The 23,642-nt window shown below is 62.7% G+C and carries 26 protein-coding genes; 11 read left to right on the forward strand and 15 right to left on the reverse strand.

Going from position 1 to position 23,642, the window contains the following annotated elements; translation table 11 throughout:
- The first annotated feature begins 1 nt into the window (after position 1).
- Positions 2–496, forward strand: coding sequence for a helix-turn-helix domain-containing protein (locus tag QMA15_RS09965; protein WP_019744262.1), 495 nt, complete (start codon positions 2–4; stop codon positions 494–496).
- A gap of 83 nt (positions 497–579) precedes the next feature.
- Entirely contained in the window at positions 580–1,119 is a 540-nt protein-coding gene (locus tag QMA15_RS09970) for an RNA polymerase subunit sigma (protein WP_041815731.1), read from the forward strand.
- Here the strand turns inward: QMA15_RS09970 and QMA15_RS09975 are convergent.
- The 3 genes from QMA15_RS09975 to QMA15_RS09985 are packed head-to-tail and all read right to left on the reverse strand — an operon-like array spanning position 1,116 to position 4,451.
- Positions 1,116–1,799 carry a response regulator transcription factor gene (locus tag QMA15_RS09975; RefSeq protein WP_019744264.1) on the reverse strand — a complete coding sequence of 228 codons (684 nt, stop codon included), beginning with the start codon at positions 1,797–1,799 and terminating at the stop codon, positions 1,116–1,118. The two genes, QMA15_RS09970 and QMA15_RS09975, sit on opposite strands and share 4 nt — an antisense overlap.
- Positions 1,796–3,187 (reverse strand): GAF domain-containing sensor histidine kinase, encoded by a 1,392-nt coding sequence (locus QMA15_RS09980; protein ID WP_024487311.1) that lies wholly within the window; start codon positions 3,185–3,187, stop codon positions 1,796–1,798. The genes QMA15_RS09975 and QMA15_RS09980 overlap by 4 nt, the downstream gene beginning before the upstream one ends.
- Positions 3,188–3,245: 58 nt before the next feature.
- Positions 3,246–4,451 carry an iron-containing alcohol dehydrogenase gene (locus QMA15_RS09985; RefSeq protein ID WP_080910022.1) on the reverse strand — a complete coding sequence of 402 codons (1,206 nt, stop codon included), beginning with the start codon at positions 4,449–4,451 and terminating at the stop codon, positions 3,246–3,248.
- Between the two features lie 420 nt (positions 4,452–4,871).
- Between QMA15_RS09985 and QMA15_RS09990 the strand changes: the two genes are divergently transcribed.
- Both QMA15_RS09990 and QMA15_RS09995 read left to right on the forward strand, forming a co-directional pair.
- A complete protein-coding gene (locus QMA15_RS09990) occupies positions 4,872–5,234 on the forward strand; it encodes an RNHCP domain-containing protein (protein ID WP_003941922.1) in 363 nt (120 codons plus the stop codon).
- Positions 5,235–5,249: 15 nt separating this feature from the next.
- A complete protein-coding gene (locus tag QMA15_RS09995) occupies positions 5,250–5,669 on the forward strand; it encodes an RNHCP domain-containing protein (RefSeq protein WP_113682390.1) in 420 nt (139 codons plus the stop codon).
- Here QMA15_RS09995 and QMA15_RS10000 read toward each other — a convergent pair.
- The 4 genes from QMA15_RS10000 to mdo all read right to left on the reverse strand — a co-directional run bounded on the left by QMA15_RS10000 (position 5,658) and on the right by mdo (position 10,025).
- Positions 5,658–6,005, reverse strand: coding sequence for a hypothetical protein (locus tag QMA15_RS10000; RefSeq protein WP_020968992.1), 348 nt, complete (start codon positions 6,003–6,005; stop codon positions 5,658–5,660). The two genes, QMA15_RS09995 and QMA15_RS10000, sit on opposite strands and share 12 nt — an antisense overlap.
- 56 nt (positions 6,006–6,061) lie before the next feature.
- Positions 6,062–7,585, reverse strand: a complete 1,524-nt coding sequence (locus QMA15_RS10005; RefSeq protein ID WP_290284241.1) for a VWA domain-containing protein — start codon at positions 7,583–7,585, stop codon at positions 6,062–6,064.
- Positions 7,582–8,664, reverse strand: coding sequence for a MoxR family ATPase (locus tag QMA15_RS10010; RefSeq protein ID WP_279218241.1), 1,083 nt, complete (start codon positions 8,662–8,664; stop codon positions 7,582–7,584). The genes QMA15_RS10005 and QMA15_RS10010 overlap by 4 nt, the downstream gene beginning before the upstream one ends.
- An 86-nt stretch (positions 8,665–8,750) precedes the next feature.
- On the reverse strand, positions 8,751–10,025 hold the full coding sequence (gene mdo / locus QMA15_RS10015; RefSeq protein WP_003942095.1) for an NDMA-dependent methanol dehydrogenase: 1,275 nt from the start codon (positions 10,023–10,025) through the stop codon (positions 8,751–8,753).
- A gap of 361 nt (positions 10,026–10,386) precedes the next feature.
- On the opposite strand from mdo, the gene QMA15_RS10020 reads away from it, so the two are divergent.
- On the forward strand, positions 10,387–11,442 hold the full coding sequence (locus QMA15_RS10020) for a ferredoxin--NADP reductase (protein ID WP_020906844.1): 1,056 nt from the start codon (positions 10,387–10,389) through the stop codon (positions 11,440–11,442).
- Here QMA15_RS10020 and QMA15_RS10025 read toward each other — a convergent pair.
- Both QMA15_RS10025 and QMA15_RS10030 read right to left on the reverse strand, forming a co-directional pair.
- Positions 11,414–12,733, reverse strand: a complete 1,320-nt coding sequence (locus QMA15_RS10025) for a glycosyltransferase 87 family protein (protein ID WP_021334048.1) — start codon at positions 12,731–12,733, stop codon at positions 11,414–11,416. The genes QMA15_RS10020 and QMA15_RS10025 overlap by 29 nt on opposite strands.
- 38 nt (positions 12,734–12,771) lie before the next feature.
- A complete protein-coding gene (locus tag QMA15_RS10030; RefSeq protein WP_019744275.1) occupies positions 12,772–13,509 on the reverse strand; it encodes a DNA alkylation repair protein in 738 nt (245 codons plus the stop codon).
- Between the two features lie 361 nt (positions 13,510–13,870).
- Between QMA15_RS10030 and QMA15_RS10035 the strand changes: the two genes are divergently transcribed.
- Positions 13,871–14,239: an SPW repeat protein gene (locus QMA15_RS10035; RefSeq protein WP_019744276.1), complete on the forward strand. Its 369-nt coding sequence runs from the start codon at positions 13,871–13,873 to the stop codon at positions 14,237–14,239.
- Between the two features lie 13 nt (positions 14,240–14,252).
- On the opposite strand, the gene QMA15_RS10040 is transcribed toward QMA15_RS10035, so the two are convergent.
- Both QMA15_RS10040 and QMA15_RS10045 read right to left on the reverse strand, forming a co-directional pair.
- A complete protein-coding gene (locus tag QMA15_RS10040; RefSeq protein ID WP_019744277.1) occupies positions 14,253–15,017 on the reverse strand; it encodes an aspartate/glutamate racemase family protein in 765 nt (254 codons plus the stop codon).
- Between the two features lie 42 nt (positions 15,018–15,059).
- A complete protein-coding gene (locus QMA15_RS10045) occupies positions 15,060–16,226 on the reverse strand; it encodes an FAD-dependent oxidoreductase (protein ID WP_290284526.1) in 1,167 nt (388 codons plus the stop codon).
- A 196-nt stretch (positions 16,227–16,422) separates the two neighbouring features.
- Between QMA15_RS10045 and QMA15_RS10050 the strand changes: the two genes are divergently transcribed.
- The 5 genes from QMA15_RS10050 to QMA15_RS10070 are packed head-to-tail and all read left to right on the forward strand — an operon-like array spanning position 16,423 to position 18,966.
- Entirely contained in the window at positions 16,423–16,890 is a 468-nt protein-coding gene (locus tag QMA15_RS10050) for an Asp23/Gls24 family envelope stress response protein (RefSeq protein ID WP_003941912.1), read from the forward strand.
- Entirely contained in the window at positions 16,887–17,264 is a 378-nt protein-coding gene (locus QMA15_RS10055) for a hypothetical protein (RefSeq protein ID WP_020906840.1), read from the forward strand. Before QMA15_RS10050 ends, QMA15_RS10055 begins: the two co-directional genes overlap by 4 nt.
- 1 nt (position 17,265) lies before the next feature.
- A complete protein-coding gene (locus QMA15_RS10060; RefSeq protein WP_003942043.1) occupies positions 17,266–17,445 on the forward strand; it encodes a hypothetical protein in 180 nt (59 codons plus the stop codon).
- Entirely contained in the window at positions 17,438–18,406 is a 969-nt protein-coding gene (locus tag QMA15_RS10065; protein WP_290284254.1) for a DUF6286 domain-containing Asp23/Gls24 family envelope stress response protein, read from the forward strand. Before QMA15_RS10060 ends, QMA15_RS10065 begins: the two co-directional genes overlap by 8 nt.
- Positions 18,403–18,966: a hypothetical protein gene (locus QMA15_RS10070; RefSeq protein ID WP_279164373.1), complete on the forward strand. Its 564-nt coding sequence runs from the start codon at positions 18,403–18,405 to the stop codon at positions 18,964–18,966. The genes QMA15_RS10065 and QMA15_RS10070 overlap by 4 nt, the downstream gene beginning before the upstream one ends.
- A gap of 118 nt (positions 18,967–19,084) precedes the next feature.
- Here the strand turns inward: QMA15_RS10070 and tuf are convergent, their stop codons facing one another.
- The 4 genes from tuf to rpsL form a co-directional block, all read right to left on the reverse strand.
- Entirely contained in the window at positions 19,085–20,275 is a 1,191-nt protein-coding gene (gene tuf, locus QMA15_RS10075; protein ID WP_019744283.1) for an elongation factor Tu, read from the reverse strand.
- Positions 20,276–20,400: 125 nt separating this feature from the next.
- Positions 20,401–22,503, reverse strand: coding sequence for an elongation factor G (gene fusA / locus QMA15_RS10080; protein ID WP_003942073.1), 2,103 nt, complete (start codon positions 22,501–22,503; stop codon positions 20,401–20,403).
- Between the two features lie 201 nt (positions 22,504–22,704).
- A complete protein-coding gene (gene rpsG, locus QMA15_RS10085; RefSeq protein ID WP_003941856.1) occupies positions 22,705–23,175 on the reverse strand; it encodes a 30S ribosomal protein S7 in 471 nt (156 codons plus the stop codon).
- Positions 23,175–23,549 carry a 30S ribosomal protein S12 gene (rpsL, locus tag QMA15_RS10090; protein WP_003941908.1) on the reverse strand — a complete coding sequence of 125 codons (375 nt, stop codon included), beginning with the start codon at positions 23,547–23,549 and terminating at the stop codon, positions 23,175–23,177. Before rpsL ends, rpsG begins: the two co-directional genes overlap by 1 nt.
- Positions 23,550–23,642: the final 93 nt, after the last annotated feature.

A 23,642-nucleotide genomic window follows, 5' to 3' on the forward strand; every position in this document is an offset into this window, starting at 1 on the left:
GATGACCGACACCAGCCACACCGTTGCACCGGACGAGAGCCGACATTTTGTCGAACGACTCTCACTCGTTCTGAGCGACATGGGTTTTCCGCCGATGCCTGCCCGCGTGTGGGCCGCGTTGATGACCAGCGAGACACCCTCGTCCACGCCAGGAGATCTCGGATCCCGATTGGGAGTGAGCCCCGCCGCCATTTCCGGAGCAGTCAGATACCTCCAGCAAGTCGGATTGATCGAGCGAGTGGCCGTCCCCGGATCGAGGCGTCAGCACTACTGCGTCAGCGTCGACATGTGGGCCGACGCGTTTGTCACGAAACAATCGTCCCTCTACCAGGTCTCGGCAGTTGCGGACGAGGGCATTCGGGTCCTCGGTGAAGGCACTACGGCCGGCGATCGTATGGAAGATCTGCGCGACTTCTTCGACTTCATGGCCGCGGAAATGCCGCGCATGCTCGCGGACTGGCGCTCCCAGCGAAAAGACCGGACACCTGGAAGGTAACTTCAGGTTTACCCGCATTTTCGGTGGGGTACCTCAATTCTCGTTCCAGCATGATGAGGTGCGCTGTACCCGAGGAGTTGTTGATGAAGCTGTCGATCAGGGGCGCGAAGACTTCACCGACGCCACCCTCCGCACGAACCGCTTCACCCGAAACCTGTGAACAATCGATTTCCTTGAACCGCAACGCCGCCGGGGCATTCGCCGGCGATCATCACGCACTGTCGAAACTCCTGGCCCGATTGCACCCTCGCGTCGTTCTCTACTATCGCGCCAGGCTTCTCGGGACGCCTGTCGCAACATTCGCCGACGATCTCGCCCATCAATGCACCCTGGACGTCGTCACACGAATGTCCGAAACGATCTCGGCCGACACACGAATCGAGAACTTCGCCTACGAGTTGGCCTCGCAACGGATTGCGTCAATTCCCCAGTCACGCAACATCGACGGACAATTCAAACGCCCACGTCGCCTCACCGACGACCAACGTGAGGTCCTGGTATTGCGAATCGCAGTGGGTCTGACTGCCGAGATGACCGCGTCGACTCTGCGCACAACTCGATCGAGCGTGCTCCTCGTACAGCACCAGGCGCTGCGCGCCTGGGCGGTCTCCGAGCGGAGCTAGATCAGACCTTGCTTACTCGCGGCGTAGACGGCCTCTGCTCGCCGACTCACCTCGAGTTTGCGCATGATGTTGCTGACGTGGAACTTGACCGTGGTCGGCGAGATGAACAATCGCTCACCGATCTTGATGTTGGACAAGCCGTTTGCGAGCAGTCTCAGTACTTCGAGTTCACGATCGGTCAGTCGTTCTTTGGATGACGACTGCCCGTTGAGCGATCGGACGACAGCCGATGCGCTGCGAGAATCGAACGCACTCTCACCCCGCGAGACAGCCCTGATCGCACGCACCAATTCGGTGGTGTCGACGTCTTTGACGACATAGCCGCGAGCGCCCGCGTGTACCGCTCGCACCACCAGTTGATCGTCGAGAAAGGTGGTGAGAACCAACAGTCCGAGCCCGGGATGCGCCGTAGACAACTGGCCACAAAGGGTCAGTCCCTCGTAGTCGGAACTGGCGGATAGTTTCAGATCCATCAAGACGATGTCCGGGCCCACCTTGTCGACCACGGCAAGCGCCTCGGCGAGAGACGAAGCCTCCCCCACGATCTCGAGGTCGCTTTCGCGCTCGAGAACCGAGCGGAGCCCTTGCCGCAAAATTGCATGGTCGTCGACCAGGACGATTCGAACCAATCCCTGAACCGGCGATGCTCCGCGGGTGATGACGGGACGCGCAGTGGTCATGATTCCTCGCTCTCGATTTCAGTGGTGGAGCAAAGATTGTCGACATCCGCCTGGAGCGGAAGTGCCTGTGGCAGTGGTAGTGGCAGTCGCACGAGAATCTGAATTCCACCGATCCGCGCGCGCCGAACTTCGAGCGCACCACCCAACTCGAGAGTTCGTGTCTGCATGTTCGCCAGTCCGCGATGACGGCCGTCGACGTCGTTGGTGGCTGCGAGTTTGAGGATCAGACGCATCCGCGCAGGGTCGCCGTCACCGTCGTCGGAAACCGACAGCAGCACCGTATCCGCTCGATAGGTCAACCGCAGGACCGCTCGACTCGCATGGGCATGCACCGCAACATTGAACAGCGCCTCCCCCGCGATCCGCAGAAGAGCGTGTTCGGCATCGCCTGGAAGCTCGGTCGGGGTGCCGCCGACGCGAACGCTGACCGCCAACTCGTCCGGCATGTGAACCACGCCGAGCTGCTCGAGCATCTCGGGCAGCGACGTCCGGTCCGCGTCCGAGGAATGATTGAGCGCGTAGATCGCCGAGCGAAGCTGCTCGACCGCCCGCCTGGTCAAATCCTTTGCCAAGTCCAGTCTTTCACTGCGTTCCGCCTCCGGGATGTCGCTCCGGCAGACCTCGATCTGCATGCCGGCCGACAACACCGCCTGTGTCACGCTGTCGTGAAGTTCGCGGGCGATCCGGTGCCGTTCGTCGTCGACCACCTGGTGCCGGTGAGCCACTCCGAGTTGACGCTGCGTGGACTCCAATTCACTGTTGCGCACCGCGAGGTCGGCTGCAGTGCGGTTGGCCTCCGCATATGCGTCTTCGGCTCGTTCGAGCAGTAGTTGTCCGCGCTGATAGAGCGCCGAGTTCTGCAGAGCCACGGCAGTCTGGCTGGCCAGAATGCTGAGCACAGCACCGTCCGTCGTGTCGAGCGTCCGGTTGGCCGGCGTCCAGGCCGCAAAGGCGCCGACCACACCGCCGCCGAGCACGATCGGCACAAACGCGTAGTGAGCGTCGATCACCGAGTTGGATTCGATTCTTCCGCACCGGATGTCGTCGAGGCATTCGACGACATCCTCCGGAAGTGGTGGCCCCTCCACGTTGTCGACCAGAAATGGGGTGGCGTCCGGGCCGAGAACCAATCGCCGTGGTCCGGCGTCGGGCAATGTTCCGTCGGCCAAGGCGAAGACTATCCAGTTGGCACTCAGATGAGCACGGGCGGCTTCCGCGACCGCGCAGACGAGGGTTTCCGGCCCCTCGACGGTCCGCACCAAAGCCCGCGAGATCAATTCCAACGCATGCACGACGCGTTCGAGACGCTCGGCAGCGCCGCGGTACTGCGGATAAAACGAACTCTTACCCGAACGTAATCCGGTGAGCCGCGACAGGTCCGCGGTCATCGTCTGCACCGCTTCACCCTGCACCGCATCACCCTGCACCGCATCACACTGTCCCTCTTCACAACGCACCTCGGAACAACGCCACCATCTGCTCCTGCGTCGCTTCCCTGGGATTGGTGGACATGCAGGCGTCGAGCAACGCGAAGCTGGCAAGTCGACTGAGGTCTTCCTCGCGAACACCCAACTCCCCCAGCCCCTTCGGGACCCCAACCTCCCGGGCGAGACGCTCGACCCGGTCGGCCACCGCCAGCGCTGCTTCCTCCGGGGTGCCGTGCTGTTCAGGAAGGCTCAGTGCCGCAGCGATGGCGACAAAGGGGGCAGCGTCCGTCGTGGAATTGAATCGGATGACGTGGGGCAACAGAATTCCGTTGATGACGCCATGTGGCAGATCAAGCATGCCGCCCACCTGATGGCTCATGGCGTGCGCGGCTCCGAGTATCGCGTTGGTGAACGCCAACCCGGCCTCGAGACTCGCCTGCGCCATCACCGATCGAGCTTCCATCTCCATCGGGTCCTGGATCGTGTTCACCAGATTCTCCGTCACGAGGCCGACCGCGCGGAGCGCGTGATGATCGGTCAACGGATTGTGCGCCAGTGAGACGAAGGCTTCGATTCCGTGCGTCAGTGCGTCCAATCCCGTTGCTGCATTGAGCCACTCGGGCATCGTCGTGAGCAACCGCGGATCGATGACCGTCACATCTGGCACGAGGGCACGACCGATGATGGTGATCTTGGTGCCGCGGGTCGTGTCCGTGACGATGCAGAACTGCGACACGTCAGCGCCCGTTCCGGACGTAGTGGGAACCATCACCAACGGCGGGATCGGTTTTGTCGCCTGATCGACACCCTCGTAGTCGAGTATGTTGCCGCCGTTGGCAGCGAGGACGGCTACACCTTTAGCCGCGTCGATGACGGAACCGCCACCGAGCGCGATGATGACGTCGCACTCGCCTTCCTGGTACACCTCGAAACCGGCCGCGATCTCGAAGTCCTTGGGGTTGGGCGTCAGCCCTGACCACACTGTCGCGGTCAAGCCCTGCTCCGTGAGATGGTCCTCGAGTTCGCTGACCCACCCCGCGTCGATCAAGCCGGGATCGGTGACCAGAAACGGGCGGAACCCGCCGAACCGCAGAGTCGCGTGTGCTGCCTCGACCAGGGAACCGATACCGAAGACGATCTCGGGGGCGTGAAATTTGACCAGTCGAGCAGCAGTGCCGCGGCGATGAACACCGTGGTTCACAGCATCCGGATATGCCACGGACACGACCCCACTCTCCTCTCGCGCGGCACCGAGATCACCGCTTCGCGAATTCCCAGCTCGCTCGCCCGAGCACCAACTGGTGTGATCCACCTTACAAGTGCTGGTCCCGAGCCTACGCGGACAGCAGTCGGGGCACACCCACCGAAGGAGAGGCACTTACCTACCCGTTCGGGCAGGTAGTCGTCGCCGGAAAATAGATGGCGCGGCAATCAGGTCCCGTTGTACTTTCGGTTCTGGCCAGAGCGGCCCGTAGTACCGATCCAGAAGGTGTTTATGACCCAGCCCGCGCCGAGCGCGCCTCTCGCCCCTGCACTGCCGGCAACCTCGAGGGTCACTTGCTGACCCCCGAAACGACGGACTGACAGCCGCGAGGCCACTCGGCCTGCTCCTACCTGCTTTGTTCACTCAGCTAGGAGTTCTCCAGTGCCTCAATCGCACAATTCCATCTCGAAAACCGACACCTTCTCGTGCATTCAGTGCGGACTCACCGTCATGACGTACGGCCCCGATGGTGATCGCCGAAACCACTGCCCCAGTTGCCTGCATTCCCGACACCTGTTCGACCAGGTGGAAGGTGGACCGTCGGACTGCGGAATGCGGATGGCCCCCATTTCGATCGCGGTGCTGCGAAGCGGCGATTGGATGATCATCCACCGCTGCGCACAGTGCCTCGAACTCACCTCCAACCCCGTCAGCCGTGACGACAACCAGTTGTTGTTGATGAGGATGGCGGTGCGGCCGCTCGCACAACCACCCTTCCCGCTCGAAGCCTTCGGCGACTTGTGAGGGGTGAGAAAGCAGATGCCACGTAGGAATCCCAGCACCCGCGCGCGGCGGGCACCGCAACGGACCAAGCACGTATTGCACGGAATCGGCGGCGAACAAGGATCGAGCTTCCGTTGTCTCACATGCCGTTTGGACATTTCCACTGCGGCCCCGGGTACCGCACATCGGAACCATTGCCCGAACTGTCTGGCCAGCCGCCACGTCGATGGTCGTGTTCCGGGTGACCGGGCACAACAGTGCAGAGGTGCCATGGCGGCGCTGTCCCTGTCGGTCCGGCAAGACGGTGAGTGGATGCTCGTTCACCAGTGCATCGAGTGCAATACGTTGAAAGTCAACAGGATCGCCGGCGACGACAACGCCCTGGTCTTGCTGCGGTTGGCGCTACGCCCGTTGGCGGATCCTCGACTGGGCTCGCGCGCGTTGCTAGCGCTCTGATCGATCGTCCGGCGTAATCGCGCGGTCCTGCGCGCGATTACGCCGGACGAACACCACGAACACGATCCCGGCAAGCAAGCCGACCGCCGTCGGTCCGAGGACCAGTCCCGAATACAGCCACGGGGCAGGTTCTGCCGGAAAGAGGTCCATGAATATGGGCCCGGTGTATGTCGGCTCGGCAAACGGCTCCCGATAGGACCCGCCGGTGAGAATGTGAGGTGATGCCAACGAGTTCCACCACCACTGAAACACGCCGAGCGCCACCAGCCCACACACGGCGCCGAGCACTGTCAGCGCCGCGATCGGCCGCCAGATCGATCCCCTGATTTCGGACATGAGATCAAACTAGTTCACGACGGATCGCGCAGTGACATCGGTGAAGTGCAGTGACATCAGCGAAGTGCGTGCCCCAGTTCAGCGGCCTTTGCCATCAGTTGCGCGGCATCTCGGGCAACAACAACCTCGTCGCAGATCTCCGAATACTCCGGCATCGCGCACGATGCCTGGTTCCAGTAACGCTGAGGTTCAGGCGTGATCCAGGCCAGACGGTGAACCTTTCGGCGGAGTTCCTCGAGCTTGTCCACCTGTGGGGGCAACCCGTTGCACCGACCGTCGCCCACGATGATGACCGACGTCCGTGAGTTCAAGGTGTTTCCGTGCTCGTCCAACAATTCTGTGAGCACTCGACCGTAATCGCTGCTGGCTTCCAGATCCAGACCCGGGTGCGCAAGTACCGCAGCCAGTGCGCCGTCACCGCTACTGGCGAGAAGGGTGTCGGTCACGTCGACCGGACGATCGACGAATGCGAGGACTTCACAACGATCTGCCCGGCGATGCATTGCCTGAGCCAACCGCAGAGTGAACGCGGTGATCGGGCGCACGGACAGCGACACGTCTGCGATGAGAAGTAGTCGAACACGATCGGGGCGAGGAGCTTTCACGACCAGATGGAAGGGAATTCCGTCGGTGCGCAGACTCGAACGCACCGTGCGTCGCATGTCGAGATGTCCTCGAGAGCGCTCCCGAGGACGAGGCCTGGACGGTCCTCTCATCCGCCGAAGCACCTCGTGGCACGCGAGTTCGATGTCGTTGTGCGTTGCGCCCGCAGCAGATTCGCTGTCGGGCGCATCGGGAGCGCTTTCGGCGAGTGCAGCGGCCGAGAGTGCTTGCACGAACGCTTCGACCGCCTCGACGAGCCGGTTCAGTTGCGCCTGCGTCAGCGGCCGGTCGTCGGAGAGGTCCGCATACGCTTTGCTCGGGTCGTATGCATCCAGCCAGGCGAGGATCGACGTCGGATCGTCCCAGGACAACGAACCGATCACTGCTGCAGCAACACTGGTGCTCAGGTCGCCGACCACTGCCGACGCGGCACGGTCCACGTCGACCGTGTAGCTGACTCCCCGTCGACCGGTCTCCGAACCGGTATCCACCGACAGTTCCGCATCGCTGGACGTCATCGACACATCGTCGTCGTCCTTGTGCGGGTTGAACCCCTTCTCCGCTTCCGGAGTGTCGAAGTAGTCGCCGACCTCGGCTGCACGCTCGTTGTACTCGGCATACCGGCCTACTTCTTGATCCTCGTCGATCCCCAGCGCGGTGGGCAGACCGTCCGCCACCTCGGCGCGCGAAGCCATCCGCTCGGCGTGCGCTTTGCCTGCGGCAGGCCGGAACAGCGCGTCGAACGCCCGATCGAAACCGGCCTGTTCGTGAGAATACTTGGCGCACACTGCCCGAAGACATGCGCGCAACGTCTCACGATCCGAAGCTCCGACCATCGCGAGTACACGCCGAACCTCGATGACCTCGGCCGGTGACGCGGAAACTCCGGCCGCCCTCAGCAATCGGCCGAAACTCGCGGACACCACGTCGAGAACAAACGACGGTTGCCACACGGCGAGGCCACCGAGCGTCGTCATCGCGTCGAACGGATTCCGCTGCTGCCGCGGATTCCCTGTTGATGAGGGTCACGTCCACCCGTGCCCCGGAACACGGCCGTCGTCGTGTTGGCGGGTTTGCTTGCCACCGTGGATCGCTCGATCGGCTCGCCACCGTCACGCGACGGTGATTCGAGACGCTTTCCGTCGAATCGTTCTTTGGCCAGCGTCACATCTGACGAGTACTTGAGCAACGCCGTGAGCAGGATGTCGCGCACCTTGGCGTCGGAAGCGGTGTCGAATCCGCTGGCGGCGAGCACTGTTGCCGCTCTGGCCGCGTCGATGACCTCCGAGATGGACGGGCTCTTGCGCAGCGGGAGATCACGCAAGATGCGAGCCAATTCGACAACCTCGGTGGCCGTAGCCGCATCCACCTCCGGCGCTCGGGCCGTGACGATCTCGCGTTCACGCTCCGACGTCGGATAGCCGAGATGGTAATGCAGACAACGACGCTTGAGCGCGGGTGAGAGCTCGCGGGTGTCGTTGGACGTCAGGATGACCCAGGGCTGCGAGCGGGCAACGAACGTACCGACCTCGGGAATGGTGATCTGCTGTTCGGCGAGAATCTCCAGGAGCAGTGCTTCCATCGATTCCTCGGTGCGGTCCACCTCGTCGACCAGAAGCACTACCGGATCGGGTGAGAGGATCGCTTCGAGCAGCGGACGGACGGACAGGAAGTTCTCGGAGTACAACCCGAAATCCTGATCGGCCAGAAACTTGGATGCTTCGGCGACGCTGTCGAATTCGGAAACCTGATCACTGATCCGGTCACGAAGCATCTGCACGTGCAGGAGTTGCTTCGCGTAGTCCCATTCGTACAGGGCCCGATTGTCGTCCAGCCCTTCGTAGCACTGCAATCGCACCAGTTTGCGGCCCCCGATCGCAGCCAGAGACTTCGCCAGTTCCGTCTTGCCGACACCGGCCGGCCCTTCGAGCAGGAGCGGACGCCCCAGCGCCGTCGCCAGATGAACGACTACCGCGAACTCGTCATCGGCAATGTAGTCCTGCTCTCGCAGAGCATCTTTCACTTCGATTCCGCTGGAGAAACTGCGACCGGACATGGAATACCTTTCGATAGGGGCACAGCCCCTGTGCGCGCTCGAGGAGTCTCTGGACTCCTTAAGCGCGCACGGGGCCGAAGGCCCTGCTAGAAGTACGACTTGTTGATCGCGTGATCGACAACCGGGATCATCGACTCCACAGTGACCTCACGAGGGTTACCCGGGGTGCACCAGTCGTCCTGAATGTGCTCGGAGATGGCGCGCACAGTCTTCTCGTCACCCTTGATGACATCACCACGACCCTCGTACTTCTTGGTGTTCATCTGGTTCTTCGCGTACGAGTCTGTGCGAACCTGCCCGAAGTTGTCGGGGATACCGACGTCCTTGGCCAGACGGATGGCAGCCTCGACGGCAGCATCCGCGGCCTGAACCGTGGTGAGGTTGCGAGTGTCGACACCGAGTGCGCCGGCCAACTGGGCGTAGCGCTCGTAGCGCGAAGGCAGGTTGTACTCCCACACACGCGGCAACGCGATGGCGTTGTTCAAACCGTGGTGGCTGTCGAAGAATGCACTGACCGCGTGCGAGATCGAGTGAACGATGCCGAGGCCACCGGAGTTGAAGGCCTGTCCGGCAATGTACTGCGCGTTCATCATTCCCTCGCGCGCCTTGAGGTTACGCGGCTCGAAGACGGCCTCGCGCAGGTTCTTCGCGACCAACTCGACCGAGTAGATCGCGTTACCGAGCGAAGGCGCGAAATCGAGACGAGAAACGAAAGGCTCACTGCCGTGCGCGAGTACGTCGAAGCCGCAGTACGCGGTGAAATGCTGAGGGCAGGTGTAGTAGAGCAGCGGATCGTCGATCGCCAACGTGACGATGGTCGCCTCGTCGAAGCCCACCCACTTGTGCGGGTTGTTCATGTCCGAGGTGTCAGTGATGACGTATGCCCACGACGTCTCGGAACCCGTTCCAGCCGTAGTGGATACGGCGATGTGCGGCGGGTTCTCCTTGTTGGTGGACTTGGCGAAGCCCTCGAACTCGTTGATGTTGCGACCGTCGTGTGCGATCACGACGCGAGCACCCTTGGCGGCGTCGTGGCTCGAACCACCGCCGATCGAGATGATCGAGTCGCACTTCTCCTTCTGATAGAGAGCCGCGGCCTCCATGACGTTGTAGTCCTTGGGATTCGACTCGACCTTGTCGTAGAGCACGACCTCGACACCCTGGTACTCGATCTTGCCGACGAGTTCCTCGATGATGCCCGAACCGCGCAGACCGGTCGTCATCAGAAGGGTGCGTTTGAAGCCGAGATTCTTGGCCTCCACACCGATGATGTCGTGAGCGCCCACACCCATCAGGGCGCGCGGGAAGGGGTGGAACTCCTTGATCGGAAAGTCCCAGATCTGGTTGAGCTCGATAGCCATCGGTATCTCCTCATGGATGTGCACGAATGTGACTGCGGGAGGGATTCGAGCCGATTCTTTGTGACCGGCGTCTCACCTGGTTCCCACTGTGTACCGACAAACACCCCGCGCACAGACTTCGGCAGCTCAACCGCCCGGACGCCGCCCGCGAACCGCCCGTTCGGGCAGGTCGTCGCCACCCCGGACCGCCAGGAAGGCCGGATCAGACTGCCGTGGTTCCCGCTGATCGGGAACGTGTTGCTCGGCGACTACGATCCCCAGTAGCTTTTCATCACTGCTAACATTGAACTAGAACACGTTCTAAATGTTGCACTTCACTGACCTGCGCTTTACCCAGCTTCACGAGAGGACTAGCTTCGCGATGACGACAGTCGAGGTACCGCACAGCTCGCGATCGGCGGTACTCACCGTGTCCGGAGTCATCGAAGAGACTTCCGACGCCCGGTCGCTGGTGTTCGAGATTCCCGCAGAACTGAAGGACAAGTTCGACTACAAGCCAGGTCAATTCCTGACCCTGCGCATCCCGAGTGATCAGACCGGCTCGGTCGCACGCTGCTACTCCCTGGCCAGTTCACCCTTCACCGACGACGCCCCCAAGGTGACCGTCAAGCGAACCGTCGACGGCTACGGCTCCAACTGGTTGTGCGACAAGCTCCAGGTCGGCGACACCATCGAAGTGCTGCCGCCGTCAGGTGTCTTCACGCCCAAATCGCTCGATCACGACTTCCTGCTCTTCGGTGCAGGCAGCGGAATCACTCCGGTGATCTCGATTCTCAAGTCCGCCCTCACACAGGGCAGCGGCAATGTCGTGCTGATCTACGCGAATCGCGACGAGAAGTCCGTCATCTTCGGCGCCGAACTGCGCGAGCTGGCAGCGCAACACCCCGGCCGCCTCACCGTGGTCCACTGGATCGAAACCGTGCAGGGACTCCCCGCCGTCTCACAACTGGCGACGCTCGCCAAGCCTTTTGTCGCGTACGAGGCCTTCATGTGCGGCCCGGGCCCCTTCATGGACGCCGTCCACAAGGCACTGGCAGAAGCGGGCATGCCCCGCACGCAGGTTCACGCCGAGGTCTTCAATTCACTCGCCGGCGACCCGTTCCGTGACGTCGAGGTAGCCGAGGTCTCCGACGAGGAAGCTGCCGACGCCGCAACCGTCGAGGTCGAACTGGACGGTGAAACCCACACCCTCGTCTGGCCGCGCAAGCAGACGCTCGTCGACATCATGCTCGCCAAGGGTCTCGACGTTCCGTACTCCTGCCAGGAAGGTGAGTGCGGGTCGTGTGCCTGCACCGTCACCGAAGGCGAAGTTCAGATGGACAACTCCGAAATCCTCGACGCCGAGGACGTGGCGAACGGCTACATCCTCGGTTGCCAGGCGAAGCCGATCACCGATCGCCTGAAGATCGAGTTCTGAACCCTGCTTCGATGCATGACGGCCCCTGATTCCCTGTGGAATCGGGGGCTTTGTCATCTTCTGAGCCATCATCCGCGCCATCTTCCGAGTCCCGCCCCGTCATCCACTCCGGCGCCGTTGTGGGCAACCGCCACAGCGCAAGAATCAGCACCAGGGTCACGATCAGGAAGCCTTCACGAAGGACCAACCCCAGCGGCAGCAGGAGCGGCGACGTCTCGATGAACTGCTGCCCCATGCTCGGCCCGCAATAGACGACGGCCAACCCCACAGCGGCCGCACCGAACTGCAGCGGCGATCGAAGCCGAAAGAGAACCGTGACGGCAGCAGGCACGAGATACACCCAGTGATGAATCCAGCTGATCGGCGAAAGGATCGGCGCACTCAAACCGATCACCAACGCCGCATCGACCCCACGACCGACGCGATATACATCTCGGGCGACCCAGAGCGCTACCGCCGCGCACAGCACGGTCAACGGCATCGCCAGAGACGCCGTCCATGTGCCCAGTGCCGCAAACCCGCCCTGCAGTGAACTGTTACCGGCACTCGCGATCGCCTGCCCGCTCAAGTCCACCCGGTCACTGAGGTTCCAGACGACGTCCGACCAGAAGGTCCAGCTGACGGCCGGGTCCACCATTGCTGCGACGGCGGTCGCCGCGGCAAATCCGATCGAACTCCAGATCGCGAGTCGCCACTGCTTCGTGACGACGAAGTAGACGATGAACAGCGCCGGCGTCAGCTTGATCGCGGCTGCGACGCCGATCAAAAGTCCTCGTGGAAACCACCGGCCGAATTTCGAATCGCCTCTGCGGGTCACGTCGAGCAGTACGAGCACCATCAGCACCAGGTTCACCTGGCCGAAGGAGATGTGCGCGCTGACGATGGGTGTCACCGACACGGCCAGGACCAATGCCGCCATGACGAGCGGCCGCTTGGGGACGCGAGCGGGAGTGAACTTGGCGACTGTCCACACCACCGCCGCGATGCACAACGCCGACCACAGCAGATAGGCCGTCCACCAGTCGAAGAGAACAGTCGGCCAGAGGAAGATCACCGCGAACGGGGTGTAGGTGAACGGCATGCCCTCGTCGACGATCAACGGGCCGACAAGGTTGCTCTCGTAGATGTTCGAGCCTGCGGCAAATGCCTGGGCAGCGTAGCGGTAGACGAGAAAATCAACGGGTTCGACGGCCCGAACGGAGTACACGAGATAACACAGAGCTGCGACGCCGGCAGCGATCAGTGAACCGATCGTCACAATTCGAGACGCCTCGACACGGGTGGCGGGCATACCGAGAATCGTCCCACAACCTACCGAGCGGTACTTCGCTAGCGGGCCGCCCGGAAGTGCGCTCGCTCGTCTGCGGTCAGGTGTTCGCACGCGTAGCTCAGCGCCGTGCGTCCCATGTCTGCTGCATTCTCAGTAAGGAAGCCTGTCAACAAATCCCGATCCACCCGCTTGCCCACCTCGCGGAGCATCCAGCCCATCGCTTTCTGGGTCAGGTCTCGTCGATCACCCAGCACCTGCGCGGCAAGCTCTAGCGTGGTCGACGCGTCGCCGCGAGTGATGAATCCGTACGTCGTCAGCAGCGCCACCCGTCGTCGCCACAGGTCACCCGAATCGGAAAGCTCGAAGATCAGCCGGCGATCTCGGTCGTACAGCCAGCCGCCGAGGATCTGTCCGGCGGACGAATCCACCAGATCCCAATTGTTGACCCGCCCGTCCTCGACAGCGGTCAGATAGAAGCCTGCGATGCGAGCGCGGCCCTCGTCGTCGAAAAATTTTGGGCGACTGACTTTTTCGAATTGAGCGACCAGGATCAGCAGCCCGGCCAATCGGTGCTCGTGAACGTCACTGTCGAGAAGGAGACGTATCTGAGGCAACGCGAGTCCGACGTGCTTCTTCACCACCGATCGCGTCTTCGGTACTCGCACGCCGATGAATACGTCACCCTCGCCGTACTCCCCCGGCGCTGTCTTGAAGAACCGCTGCAAGTGGACGGCATCTGCGGGATCCGCGAGGTCGGCCAACTGCTCGATCACGTCCGGGGCACTCGATTGCGTCACCCCAGAACCTTCTCACGGGTCGTCTGTGCGGACTCTTCGATTCTCTCAGCGTCCTCACACCGTCTGCCCTGCTCGGCCACAGGTCGGCAGACGACACTCGAGGACAGTCAGCGAAAGGACCACCCATGATCACCGCCGCTATCGCATTCACCACTCTCACCCTCATGGCACTCTCGGGACATATCGCGGCAAGCGCGCCGCGCGGGCTCGTGGCCATCCGGACGAATGGTCACAAATCTTGATATTCGAGCCTCCGCATCGCCTCTAACTGCAACGCGAATGCAATTGGCGGAGAGTTGATCTCGATCTTCCGCGGGCGTGTACTACAGGTGGACACACTCTCGTCTTTGGAGGTCTCGTCATGAAGTCGTGGAATCGAATGCAAGATGCCGTCGCGGTGGTTCTCGGCGTCTTTGCGGCTCTCTCGCCGATGTGGCTCGACACCACCGATCGGGCAATGTGGTCACTCGTCGTCCTGGGTGTCCTGGTTGCACTGTCGGGTCTGGCGCACATGGCACGTCCGGACATGGCCATGGCGGATTACGCGATGGGTGTTTTCGGCGTCTTGATGTTCATTTCACCCTGGGTGATGAACTTCGACGCTCTGCGCGGTGCGTCGTGGACGGCCTGGGTGGTCGGGGTTCTGACCGTTGTGGTCGCGGTGAGTGCGATGCCGGTGATGAGTGCGCGGATGCATCACGGGGGTCACGGCGGCGTAGCCGCCCATTGACGGAGCGGCTGGATCAGGCTTTGATCGCGCCCAACAACCGCCCGGCGTCGAAGGCTTCGGCGCTGGGCGGTAGTGCGCCCGGACGACCGCTCACGAACACCTCGACGGTTCCCGATCCTTCGCCCGCGGCACCGAGCCCGTCGATCCGCCGCAGAGTCTGTCGTGCAACGGCTTCGGCGCTGTCGAAGAGTGTGACGCCGGCGGGTAACCGTGCTGCGATCTCGTCGGCGAGCAGTGGGTAGTGGGTGCACCCGAGGACAACGCCGCTGACGTCGTCCGGCGTCCGGGCAACCGCGGAATCGATGGCAGCAAGTGCGGCTGCGCGATCACCGAGATCTATCGAATCGGCCAGGCCGTGGCACGGCACTCCGACGACCTTGGCGCCGTTGCCGAACTGCTCGATCAGATCGGCTTGGTACCGGCTGGCCGTCGTCGCGGCTGTAGCCCAGATCGCCACTGAATCGCACGCGGCAGCGGCGGGTTTGATCGCGGGCACCGTTCCGATGACCGGTACTTCCGGCCCGACCAGTTCTCGCACGTGTGGCAGCGCGGTGACGCTGGCGGTATTGCATGGAAGAACGATGACCTGAGCCCCACGATCGAGGCTCCGCCGCACCGCACCGAGTACCCGGTCGACGACCCACGGCTCAGGCTTGGGGCCCCAGGGGGCGCCGTCCGGATCCAGGGAGAGCACCAGATCGAGATCCGGGCGCAGGCGTCTGAGCCACGCAGAGGTAGGGAGCAGGCCCAGTCCCGAGTCGATGAGTGCAACGATCACCGCACAAATCTATCGCCTCGGAACCGGTCCTGCCTCATCCGTTCAGGCCGGTGTGGACTCCAACACGTCAGAGATGGGCGTGCCGGCTGCGATCTTGGCGCGCATCTTCATCACCGCTCCCGCGCTACCTCCGCCGACGACAGCTGCCAGCACACCGTCGCGCTCGTAGTAGGCGACGAACTTTCGGCCGTCGTCCTTGACGATGTGAACGGTGTCCGTGGGTGCGACGGTCCCCAACGCCTGGATCTTGACGTCGTACTGATCGCTCCAGAAGTAGGGAACCTGCGCCGGAGCATCGGGATCACCCGTTCCGGTGAGCGCTCCCGCCAGGATCTTGGCCTGGTCGCCCGCATTGGTCCAGTGCTCGACGCGCTTACGTCGATCACCGATCTGCCAGGACGCGACGTCGCCGACGGCCCAGACGTGTTCGGTACTGGTGCGGCCGACGCCGTCGCAGAGCACTCCGTTGTCGAGTTCGATTCCCGAACCATCGAGCCATCCCGTGACCGGCACCGAACCGACTCCGATCGCCACCACGTCGACCGGGATCTCCGAACCGTCGCTCAAGGTCGCAGTGGCAACCGCTCCGTCGCCGGACAACGAGGTCAAGCCGGTGCCGACGCGGACATCGACGCCCTCGTTCCGATGCAGACGTTCGACGAGGGCGCCAACGGTGGGGCCGAGCACCGACGCCAGCGGTGTCGGCTGAGGCTCGAGCAACACGACGTCGACGCCGTGAGACTTCATGCTGGCGGCCAGTTCGCAGCCGATGAAGCCGGCCCCGACGATCAGCGCACGCTTGCCGGGAGCCAGCTCGGCGCGAAGGGCCAGCGCCTCCTCGATGGAGCGCAGAACGTGCACTCCGGACAGCTCCGGAAGGCCGGCAATGCGACGCGGAGTCAGTCCGGTCGCGATGACCAACTCGTCGTAGTCGAGGGTGGATCCGTCCGCGAACGCCACCGACTTTGCGGCAGTGTCCACCGAGGTCGCGAGCGAACCGAGCTTGAGATCCACCTTGTTCTCGACGTAGAACTCTGCCGGACGCAGCGTCGTCTCGTCCTTGTCGCCGCGGATCACTTCCTTCGACAGCGGCGGCCGGTCGTAGGGCAGATGTGTTTCCCCACCGGCGAGCGTCAACTCACCCTCGAAGCCTGCTCGTCGCAGTTCCTCCACGGTCCGCAGCCCCGACAACCCCGCACCCACGATCACTATCCGTGCCACCACGTACCACCCTGTCCGACCCACGTCACTAGCAGCGCTCACTATGAACGCCGTCACTATTTGACCCCGACTCTGCCATACCAAATGCCGGAGTAGGTGTGGTGCATCCCGCATGGCCACCTACCAGTCACTACAGTTGGAGGTACTTCAGACGCACGCACTGACACATGAGCAGGGAGCCCCCATGACCAGCGATTCCAGTGAAAAGAACAGCGTCCGATTCGGCGCCGACGGTGGCGCGGAACTAGTCAGCACCCAGGGCAAGACGATCATCGCCGACGCCGTGGTCGCCAAGATCGCCGGTATCGCGACCCGCGAGATCAACGGCGTGTACGACGTCGGTGGGGGCACCGCGCGCGCGGTGGGGGCACTTCGCGACCGTATTCCGGGCGCCCGCGTCAACCATGCCCAGGGCGTCGCGGTGGAAGTGGGCGAGAAACAAGCCGCCATCGACATCGGCATTGTCGCCGAATACGGCGTCGCACTCCACGAATTGGCGGTAGGTATCCGCCGAAACGTCATTGCCGCAGTCGAAAGCATGACGGGTCTCGAGGTCACCGAGGTCAACATCACCGTCTTCGACGTCATGCTCTTCGAGGATGCAGAGAGCGGCGGCAGTACCGATCCGGAAGCCAAGCCGAGGGTTCAGTGAGTACCGCCGACGCCGGCCGCGAGATCGACGCGGCCGAGGTCGTCGCCGACGCAGTTCTTGCGATCCCGGAAGTGGCAGATCTGCACGGCGGGCAATTCGGTGAGGTGGGAACCTACCTCCCCGGACGCCGAGTCACCGGCGTCGTCGTCGACGAAAACTCTTGTGCGGTACACATTTCCGTTCACTATCCGGCCGACGTTCGCGGCGTCGCCGAACGCGTCCGAGCGGTGGTGGCACGGTTGGTCGACGTACCGGTGAATGTGACCGTCGGAGACTTGTCGACAGCGGGATATCCACCCGAAAATTCTGAAGATGCAGTCACCGAGCTTTCCACCGTCACCGAGATCGCACCGAACATTCGAGAAGGGAACTGACATGAACAGCACTACCGTCGGACTGCTGGTCGGTCTGCTCCTCGCGCTCGCCGGAATCATGGGCGGATTCAGCGGATTCGTCTTCGCCGTCCTGCTCGGCGCCGCCGGTATGGCGATCGGAGCACACCGCGACGGACATCTCGATCTCGGCGCGATCCTCCGAAGCCGTGGCCGTGGCTGAGCCGACCACTCCGAACGCGGCAGACGATCCCGGCCTACGAGGTTCACTGGTCATCAAGGACCGGGCGATGGCCAAGATAGCCACTGCCGCAGCGGTGAACGTCCCGGGGGTGGTCCGCCAGTCCGGTGGCTTGACCCGCCTGACCGGGCGCGACCTTCCGCGAGCCGACATCTCGATGGGCAGCGACGCCGTGGCCATCAATCTGTTCCTCGCTGTGTCCTGGCCATGTTCGGTCACCGAACTGACCGGTCGCGTGCGGGCAGAAGTCGGGCGCAGCGTCGAGTCGCTGACCGGCCTGCCCCTCCACGACATGAACGTCATGATCGCGGCAACCGAGGGTTCTGACGAATCCTGTGTTTCCGGCGTCGAAAGCGCGGAAGGCCCCGCACAGGAGGCACTCTCGGATCCGATTCCACCCCGAGTTCCCTCCGCGAACCCCGCCGCCGCGGTGTCAGCCGTCGTCATCGCGTGCGGTCTACTCGCACTCGCTTTCGTGGTCTCGCGCGAATGGTTCATCAATCGCGGAACCTTCGATTCGGCGCCCTGGATCCGGAACTCCGTGGAGTGGACGTCGCGTCTGCACTGGCAACCGTGGCTGCTTCCGGTGGCGATCGCTGCCGTTGTCGCGGGTGTTGTCCTGATCATGTCCGCCCTCAAACGCCGGGCGAAAACCCATGTGCCGTTGGGTAACCCGAGTGCATCGACGGTATGGATGCGGCCGACGGACATTGCACGCCTGTGCAGTAGCCACGCAGCGGTCGTTCCCGGCGTCGACTCGGCCCACACCAGCGTCGACCGCAAACACATCAAGGTCCACATCGAATCCACCGGCGGCGATCGAACCGAACTTGCCGCGGCCGTCGACGCGGCAGTTCGGCCTCATCTCGCGATACTCCAGCAGCCACTGCAGCTTTCGATAGTCGTGAGAGAAGCGCCAGTACGACGAAAGGACGCCTCGTGAACCGTTGGATCTCCGCGGTCGATCGGACCATCGTCCTCATCGTCGGAATCGCACTCCTCGCGGCGGGCGCATACGCCATCGCGTGGGACGCGGGTGCCTCACTGATCAGGACCTGGGTGTCACGACTCGATCGTGAGGTCCTCTTCGGTCTTCCGGAGCAGCCTTGGTGGCACTGGGTGCTGTCGGGCACCTTTGTCCTCTGCGTCTTCGCCGGTTTCGGGCTGTTGTACCTGAACCTTCGTCGACGCCGAACGAGCGCAGTCACATTGCGGCACAACGAGTCCGGCACAGACGTCAGTGTGGATCTGGGACCAGTCGCCGACGGCGTAGCGGCAGAACTCGCCCAGCTGAGCGGCGTGCGAAGCACCAGAAGCAAAGCGACGATCGATCGCGGACTGCCAACGCTGTCGATTGTCGTCACCGCAGACCCGGCGATCGATGTCGTCGGCTTCACCACTTCGGCCGAACACATCGCCCGTGCAACCAGGCGAAGCCTCGACGGCTCACCTGTCGCGGTACAGGTTTTGTTGCATCTCGACCGGGTAGAAGCCTCCAAGTAGAAGCACCCCGAACAACCGATCGCAGACCACCTGACCACAGACATAGAAAAGGCGCTCACTCCCCGAAGGGAATGAGCGCCTTTTCTAGTGCTGTGAATCAGCTAGCGAGACAAGAGTCTCACTTGATGATCTTGGCAACCTTGCCGGCGCCGACCGTACGGCCGCCTTCGCGAATTGCGAAGCGCAGGCCCTCGTCCATGGCGACAGGCTGGATGAGCTTGACGGACATCTCGGTGTTGTCACCGGGCATGACCATCTCGGTGCCCTCAGGCAGCGTCACGACGCCCGTAACGTCCGTGGTACGGAAGTAGAACTGCGGGCGGTAGTTGTTGAAGAACGGGGTGTGGCGGCCGCCCTCGTCCTTCGACAGGATGTATGCCTGGCCCTCGAACTCCGTGTGGGGAGTCGTGGTGCCCGGCTTGACGACAACCTGTCCACGCTCGACATCTTCGCGCTTGATGCCACGAACGAGCAGTCCGACGTTGTCGCCGGCCTGACCCGAGTCGAGCAGCTTGCGGAACATCTCGATACCCGTGACGGTGGTCTTGGTGGAGGTCTCCTTGATGCCGACGATCTCCACCTCCTCGTTCACGTTGACCGAGCCACGCTCGATACGACCGGTGACAACCGTGCCACGGCCGGTGATCGTGAAGACATCCTCGACGGGCATGAGGAAGGGCTTGTCCGTCTCGCGGACCGGGTCCGGGATGGACTCGTCGACTGCAGCCATCAGGTCGAGGATGGACTGCGTCCACTTCGGGTCACCCTCGAGTGCCTTGAGTGCCGAGATCGGAATGACGGGGGCTTCCTCGTCGAATTCCTGAGCGGCCAGCAGTTCGCGGACCTCCATCTCGACGAGCTCGAGGATCTCGTCATCGTCAACCATGTCGGCCTTGTTCAGGGCGACGAGGATGTAAGGAACGCCAACCTGGCGAGCGAGCAGGACATGCTCGCGCGTCTGGGGCATCGGGCCGTCGGTAGCTGCGACGACGAGGATAGCGCCGTCCATCTGAGCTGCGCCGGTGATCATGTTCTTGATGTAGTCGGCGTGACCCGGTGCATCGACGTGCGCGTAGTGGCGCTTTTCCGTCTGGTACTCAACATGCGAGATGTTGATCGTGATGCCACGAGCCTTTTCCTCGGGAGCCTTGTCGATCTGATCGAAGGCCGAAGCCTCGTTCAGGTCGGGGAATGCATCCGCGAGAACCTTGGTGATGGCCGCCGTCGTCGTGGTCTTGCCGTGGTCGACGTGACCAATGGTGCCGATGTTCACGTGCGGCTTCGTCCGCTCGAACTTCGCCTTCGCCACTTTGTGTCCTCCTGGACTGTTGTTGCTTGCCGTATGCAGCAGTGCGGTTGGTTGTTACTTGGTCGTGCTTCGTGCCGGAAGCAACCGAGGTCACTTGCCGGCGCGGGCTGGGGAGCTCGCTGTGCTTACTCGCCCGTCGCCTTGGCGATGATTTCCTTCGAGACGTTCGCGGGAACCTCTGCGTAGGAATCGAACACCATGGAGAAGTTCGCACGGCCCTGGGTCTTCGACCGCAGGTCACCGATGTAACCGAACATCTCCGAGAGCGGAACCAGCGCCTTCACGACACGGGCACCACTGCGTTCCTCCATGGCCTGGATCTGGCCACGGCGGGAGTTGAGGTCGCCGATCACGTCGCCCATGTACTCCTCGGGCGTTGTGACCTCGACAGCCATGAGCGGCTCGAGAATGACGGGGCCGGCCTTGCGGGCGGCTTCCTTCAGTGCCTGCGAACCGGCAACCTTGAACGCCATTTCCGAGGAGTCGACGTCGTGGTAAGCACCATCGAGCAGCGACAACTTCAGGTTCACGAGCGGGTAGCCGGCGAGAACACCGTACTGCATCGCGTCCTGCGCGCCGGCATCCACGGAGGGAATGTACTCGCGCGGGATACGTCCGCCGGAGACTTTGTTCTCGAACTCGTAGGTAGCACCGTCTTCGCCCACGAAAGGCTCCAGAGCGATGATGACCTTTGCGAACTGGCCCGAGCCACCCGTCTGCTTCTTGTGGGTGTAGTCGTGCTTCTCGACCTTCTTGGTGATGGTCTCGCGGTACGCAACCTGCGGCTTACCGACGTTCGCCTCGACCTTGAACTCGCGACGCATGCGGTCGACGAGGATGTCGAGGTGGAGCTCGCCCATACCGCCGATGACGGTCTGACCGGTCTCTTCGTCGAGTTCGACCGAGAAGGTCGGATCCTCTTCGGCGAGCTTCTGGATCGCGACGCCCAGCTTTTCCTGGTCGGACTTGGTCTTGGGCTCGATGGAGACCTGGATGACCGGCGCGGGGAACGACATCGACTCGAGGACGATGGGGCTCGCCTGATCGCACAAGGTGTCACCGGTGGTGGTGTCCTTGAGGCCGATCATTGCGTAGATGTGGCCGGCTACGGCCTCGTCTACCGGGTTCTCCTTGTTGGCGTGCATCTGGAAGAGCTTTCCGATGCGCTCCTTCTTGCCCTTGGTTGCGTTGAGCACCTGAGCGCCCGGATCGATACGACCCGAGTACACGCGGACGAAGGTCAGCTTGCCGAAGAACGGGTGAGCAGCGATCTTGAAGGCGAGAGCCGAGAACGGCTCTTCCTTGCTCGGCTTGCGAGTGATCTCTACTTCTTCGTCACCGAGCTTGTGGCCGACGACCTCGCCGATGTCCAGCGGGTTCGGCAGGTAATCGATGACTGCGTCGAGCATGGGCTGAACGCCCTTGTTCTTGAACGCGGAGCCACAGATGACCGGGTACAGCTCGGAAGCGACCGTCATCTTGCGGATGGCGCCCTTGATTTCCTCGACCGTGAGCTCTTCGCCGCCGAAGTACTTCTCCATGAGAGCTTCGTCGGACTCGGCAACGGTTTCGAGCAGCTTCTCGCGGTACTCTGCAGCCTTCTCGACGAGGTCCGCGGGGATCTCTTCGATGGTCGGCAGTGCACCGGTCGGAACTACGCCGCGCCAGGTGATGGCACGCATCTCGACCAGGTCGACGACGCCGTCGAAGTCGTCCTCAGCGCCGATGGGCAGCTGGAGAACGAGCGGCTTCGCGCCGAGACGGTCGATGATGGTCTGGACTGTGAAGTAGAAGTCCGCGCCCATCTTGTCCATCTTGTTGACGAAGCAGATGCGCGGAACGTCGTACTTGGCAGCCTGACGCCAAACCTGCTCGGACTGCGGCTCGACACCTTCCTTACCGTCGAAGACAGCAACTGCGCCGTCCAGCACGCGCAGCGACCGCTCCACCTCGACCGTGAAGTCGACGTGGCCGGGGGTGTCGATGATGTTGATCTGGTTGTTGTTCCAGAAGCAAGTCACGGCGGCAGACGTGATCGTGATGCCGCGTTCCTTCTCCTGCTCCATCCAGTCCGTCGTCGACGCACCGTCGTGCGTCTCACCGATCTTGTAATTGACACCGGTGTAGAACAGGATGCGCTCGGTGGTGGTGGTCTTGCCGGCATCGATGTGCGCCATGATGCCGATGTTGCGGACCTTGTTCAGGTCAGTCAGCACTTCCTGTGCCACAGGTTTCTTCCCCGCTCGTTGCTTGGTTTTCGGGTGTCGGCCGTATCCGGTGTGTTCCACCGTCAAGGCCATGGTCTTTCAATTATGTCTCTGCCGAGGCGAACCTGGCCACCTGCGTCCGGAAACCGGCGAGATGATCAGGTCGCCAACGGCGACAAGCGTCGGAGCCCCACCCGATGGCAGTTGCTCCGACGCTTTACATCACCAGCGGTAGTGGGCGAATGCCTTGTTGGCTTCGGCCATCTTGTGAGTGTCTTCGCGACGCTTCACAGCTGCACCGAGGCCATTGCTGGCATCGAGGAGCTCGTTGGCGAGACGCTCGACCATGGTCTTCTCACGACGTGCACGCGAGAAGGTGACCAGCCAGCGCAGTGCCAGCGTGGTGGAACGACCGGGACGAACCTCGACCGGCACCTGGTAGGTAGCGCCACCGACGCGGCGGCTACGAACCTCGAGTGCAGGCTTGACGTTGTCCAGGGCGCGCTTGAGAGTGACGACCGGATCGGTGCCGGTCTTCTCGCGTGCCTGCTCGAGAGCCTGGTACACGATTCGCTCTGCGGTGGACTTCTTGCCGTCCAGCAGGATCTTGTTGACGAGCTGCGTCACCAACGGGGAACCGTAAACCGGGTCGTTGATGAGCGGGCGCTTCGGAGCGGGGCCCTTACGTGGCATTAGCTCTTCTCCTTCTTGGCGCCGTAGCGGCTGCGTGCCTGCTTGCGACCCTTGACACCCTGGGTGTCCAGGGAGCCGCGGATGATCTTGTAACGGACACCCGGGAGGTCCTTCACACGACCGCCACGGACGAGCACCATGGAGTGCTCCTGAAGGTTGTGACCTTCACCGGGGATGTACGCGGTGACCTCGACCGAAGTCGTGAGGCGAACACGTGCGACCTTACGGAGCGCGGAGTTCGGCTTCTTGGGGGTGGTGGTGTACACGCGAGTGCACACGCCACGACGCTGCGGGCTGCCCTTGAGGGCTGCCGTCTTGACCTTGGCGGTCTTGTCGCGGCGACCCTTGCGGACCAGCTGGTTGATGGTTGGCATTTACCGGCTTTCTTGTGACGAACAGACTGCTCGAGCGAACTCGGGCCGTTCGAAAACGTGGCTGTTCTGAAATTAGGGATCTAGCAGTTGGAG

It is taken from the genome of Rhodococcus sp. APC 3903 (genome assembly GCF_030407755.1).
GTDB lineage: Bacteria > Actinomycetota > Actinomycetes > Mycobacteriales > Mycobacteriaceae > Rhodococcus_F > Rhodococcus_F erythropolis.

Bases quoted from the DNA above. Each gene is read 5' to 3' on its own strand.
- rpsG (WP_003941856.1), bottom strand. From the start codon at position 23,175: ATGCCACGTAAGGGCCCCGCTCCGAAGCGCCCGCTCATCAACGACCCG.
- QMA15_RS09995 (WP_113682390.1), top strand. From the start codon at position 5,250: ATGCCACGTAGGAATCCCAGCACCCGCGCGCGGCGGGCACCGCAACGG.
- QMA15_RS10050 (WP_003941912.1), top strand. From the start codon at position 16,423: ATGACCAGCGATTCCAGTGAAAAGAACAGCGTCCGATTCGGCGCCGAC.
- mdo (WP_003942095.1), bottom strand. From the start codon at position 10,025: ATGGCTATCGAGCTCAACCAGATCTGGGACTTTCCGATCAAGGAGTTC.
- rpsL (WP_003941908.1), bottom strand. From the start codon at position 23,549: ATGCCAACCATCAACCAGCTGGTCCGCAAGGGTCGCCGCGACAAGACC.
- QMA15_RS09980 (WP_024487311.1), bottom strand. From the start codon at position 3,187: ATGACCGCGGACCTGTCGCGGCTCACCGGATTACGTTCGGGTAAGAGT.
- QMA15_RS10025 (WP_021334048.1), bottom strand. From the start codon at position 12,733: ATGCCCGCCACCCGTGTCGAGGCGTCTCGAATTGTGACGATCGGTTCA.
- QMA15_RS09970 (WP_041815731.1), top strand. From the start codon at position 580: ATGAAGCTGTCGATCAGGGGCGCGAAGACTTCACCGACGCCACCCTCC.
- QMA15_RS10035 (WP_019744276.1), top strand. From the start codon at position 13,871: ATGAAGTCGTGGAATCGAATGCAAGATGCCGTCGCGGTGGTTCTCGGC.
- QMA15_RS09965 (WP_019744262.1), top strand. From the start codon at position 2: ATGACCGACACCAGCCACACCGTTGCACCGGACGAGAGCCGACATTTT.
- QMA15_RS10020 (WP_020906844.1), top strand. From the start codon at position 10,387: ATGACGACAGTCGAGGTACCGCACAGCTCGCGATCGGCGGTACTCACC.
- QMA15_RS10000 (WP_020968992.1), bottom strand. From the start codon at position 6,005: ATGTCCGAAATCAGGGGATCGATCTGGCGGCCGATCGCGGCGCTGACA.
- QMA15_RS10010 (WP_279218241.1), bottom strand. From the start codon at position 8,664: ATGTCCGGTCGCAGTTTCTCCAGCGGAATCGAAGTGAAAGATGCTCTG.
- QMA15_RS10005 (WP_290284241.1), bottom strand. From the start codon at position 7,585: ATGACGACGCTCGGTGGCCTCGCCGTGTGGCAACCGTCGTTTGTTCTC.
- QMA15_RS09975 (WP_019744264.1), bottom strand. From the start codon at position 1,799: ATGACCACTGCGCGTCCCGTCATCACCCGCGGAGCATCGCCGGTTCAG.
- QMA15_RS10060 (WP_003942043.1), top strand. From the start codon at position 17,266: ATGAACAGCACTACCGTCGGACTGCTGGTCGGTCTGCTCCTCGCGCTC.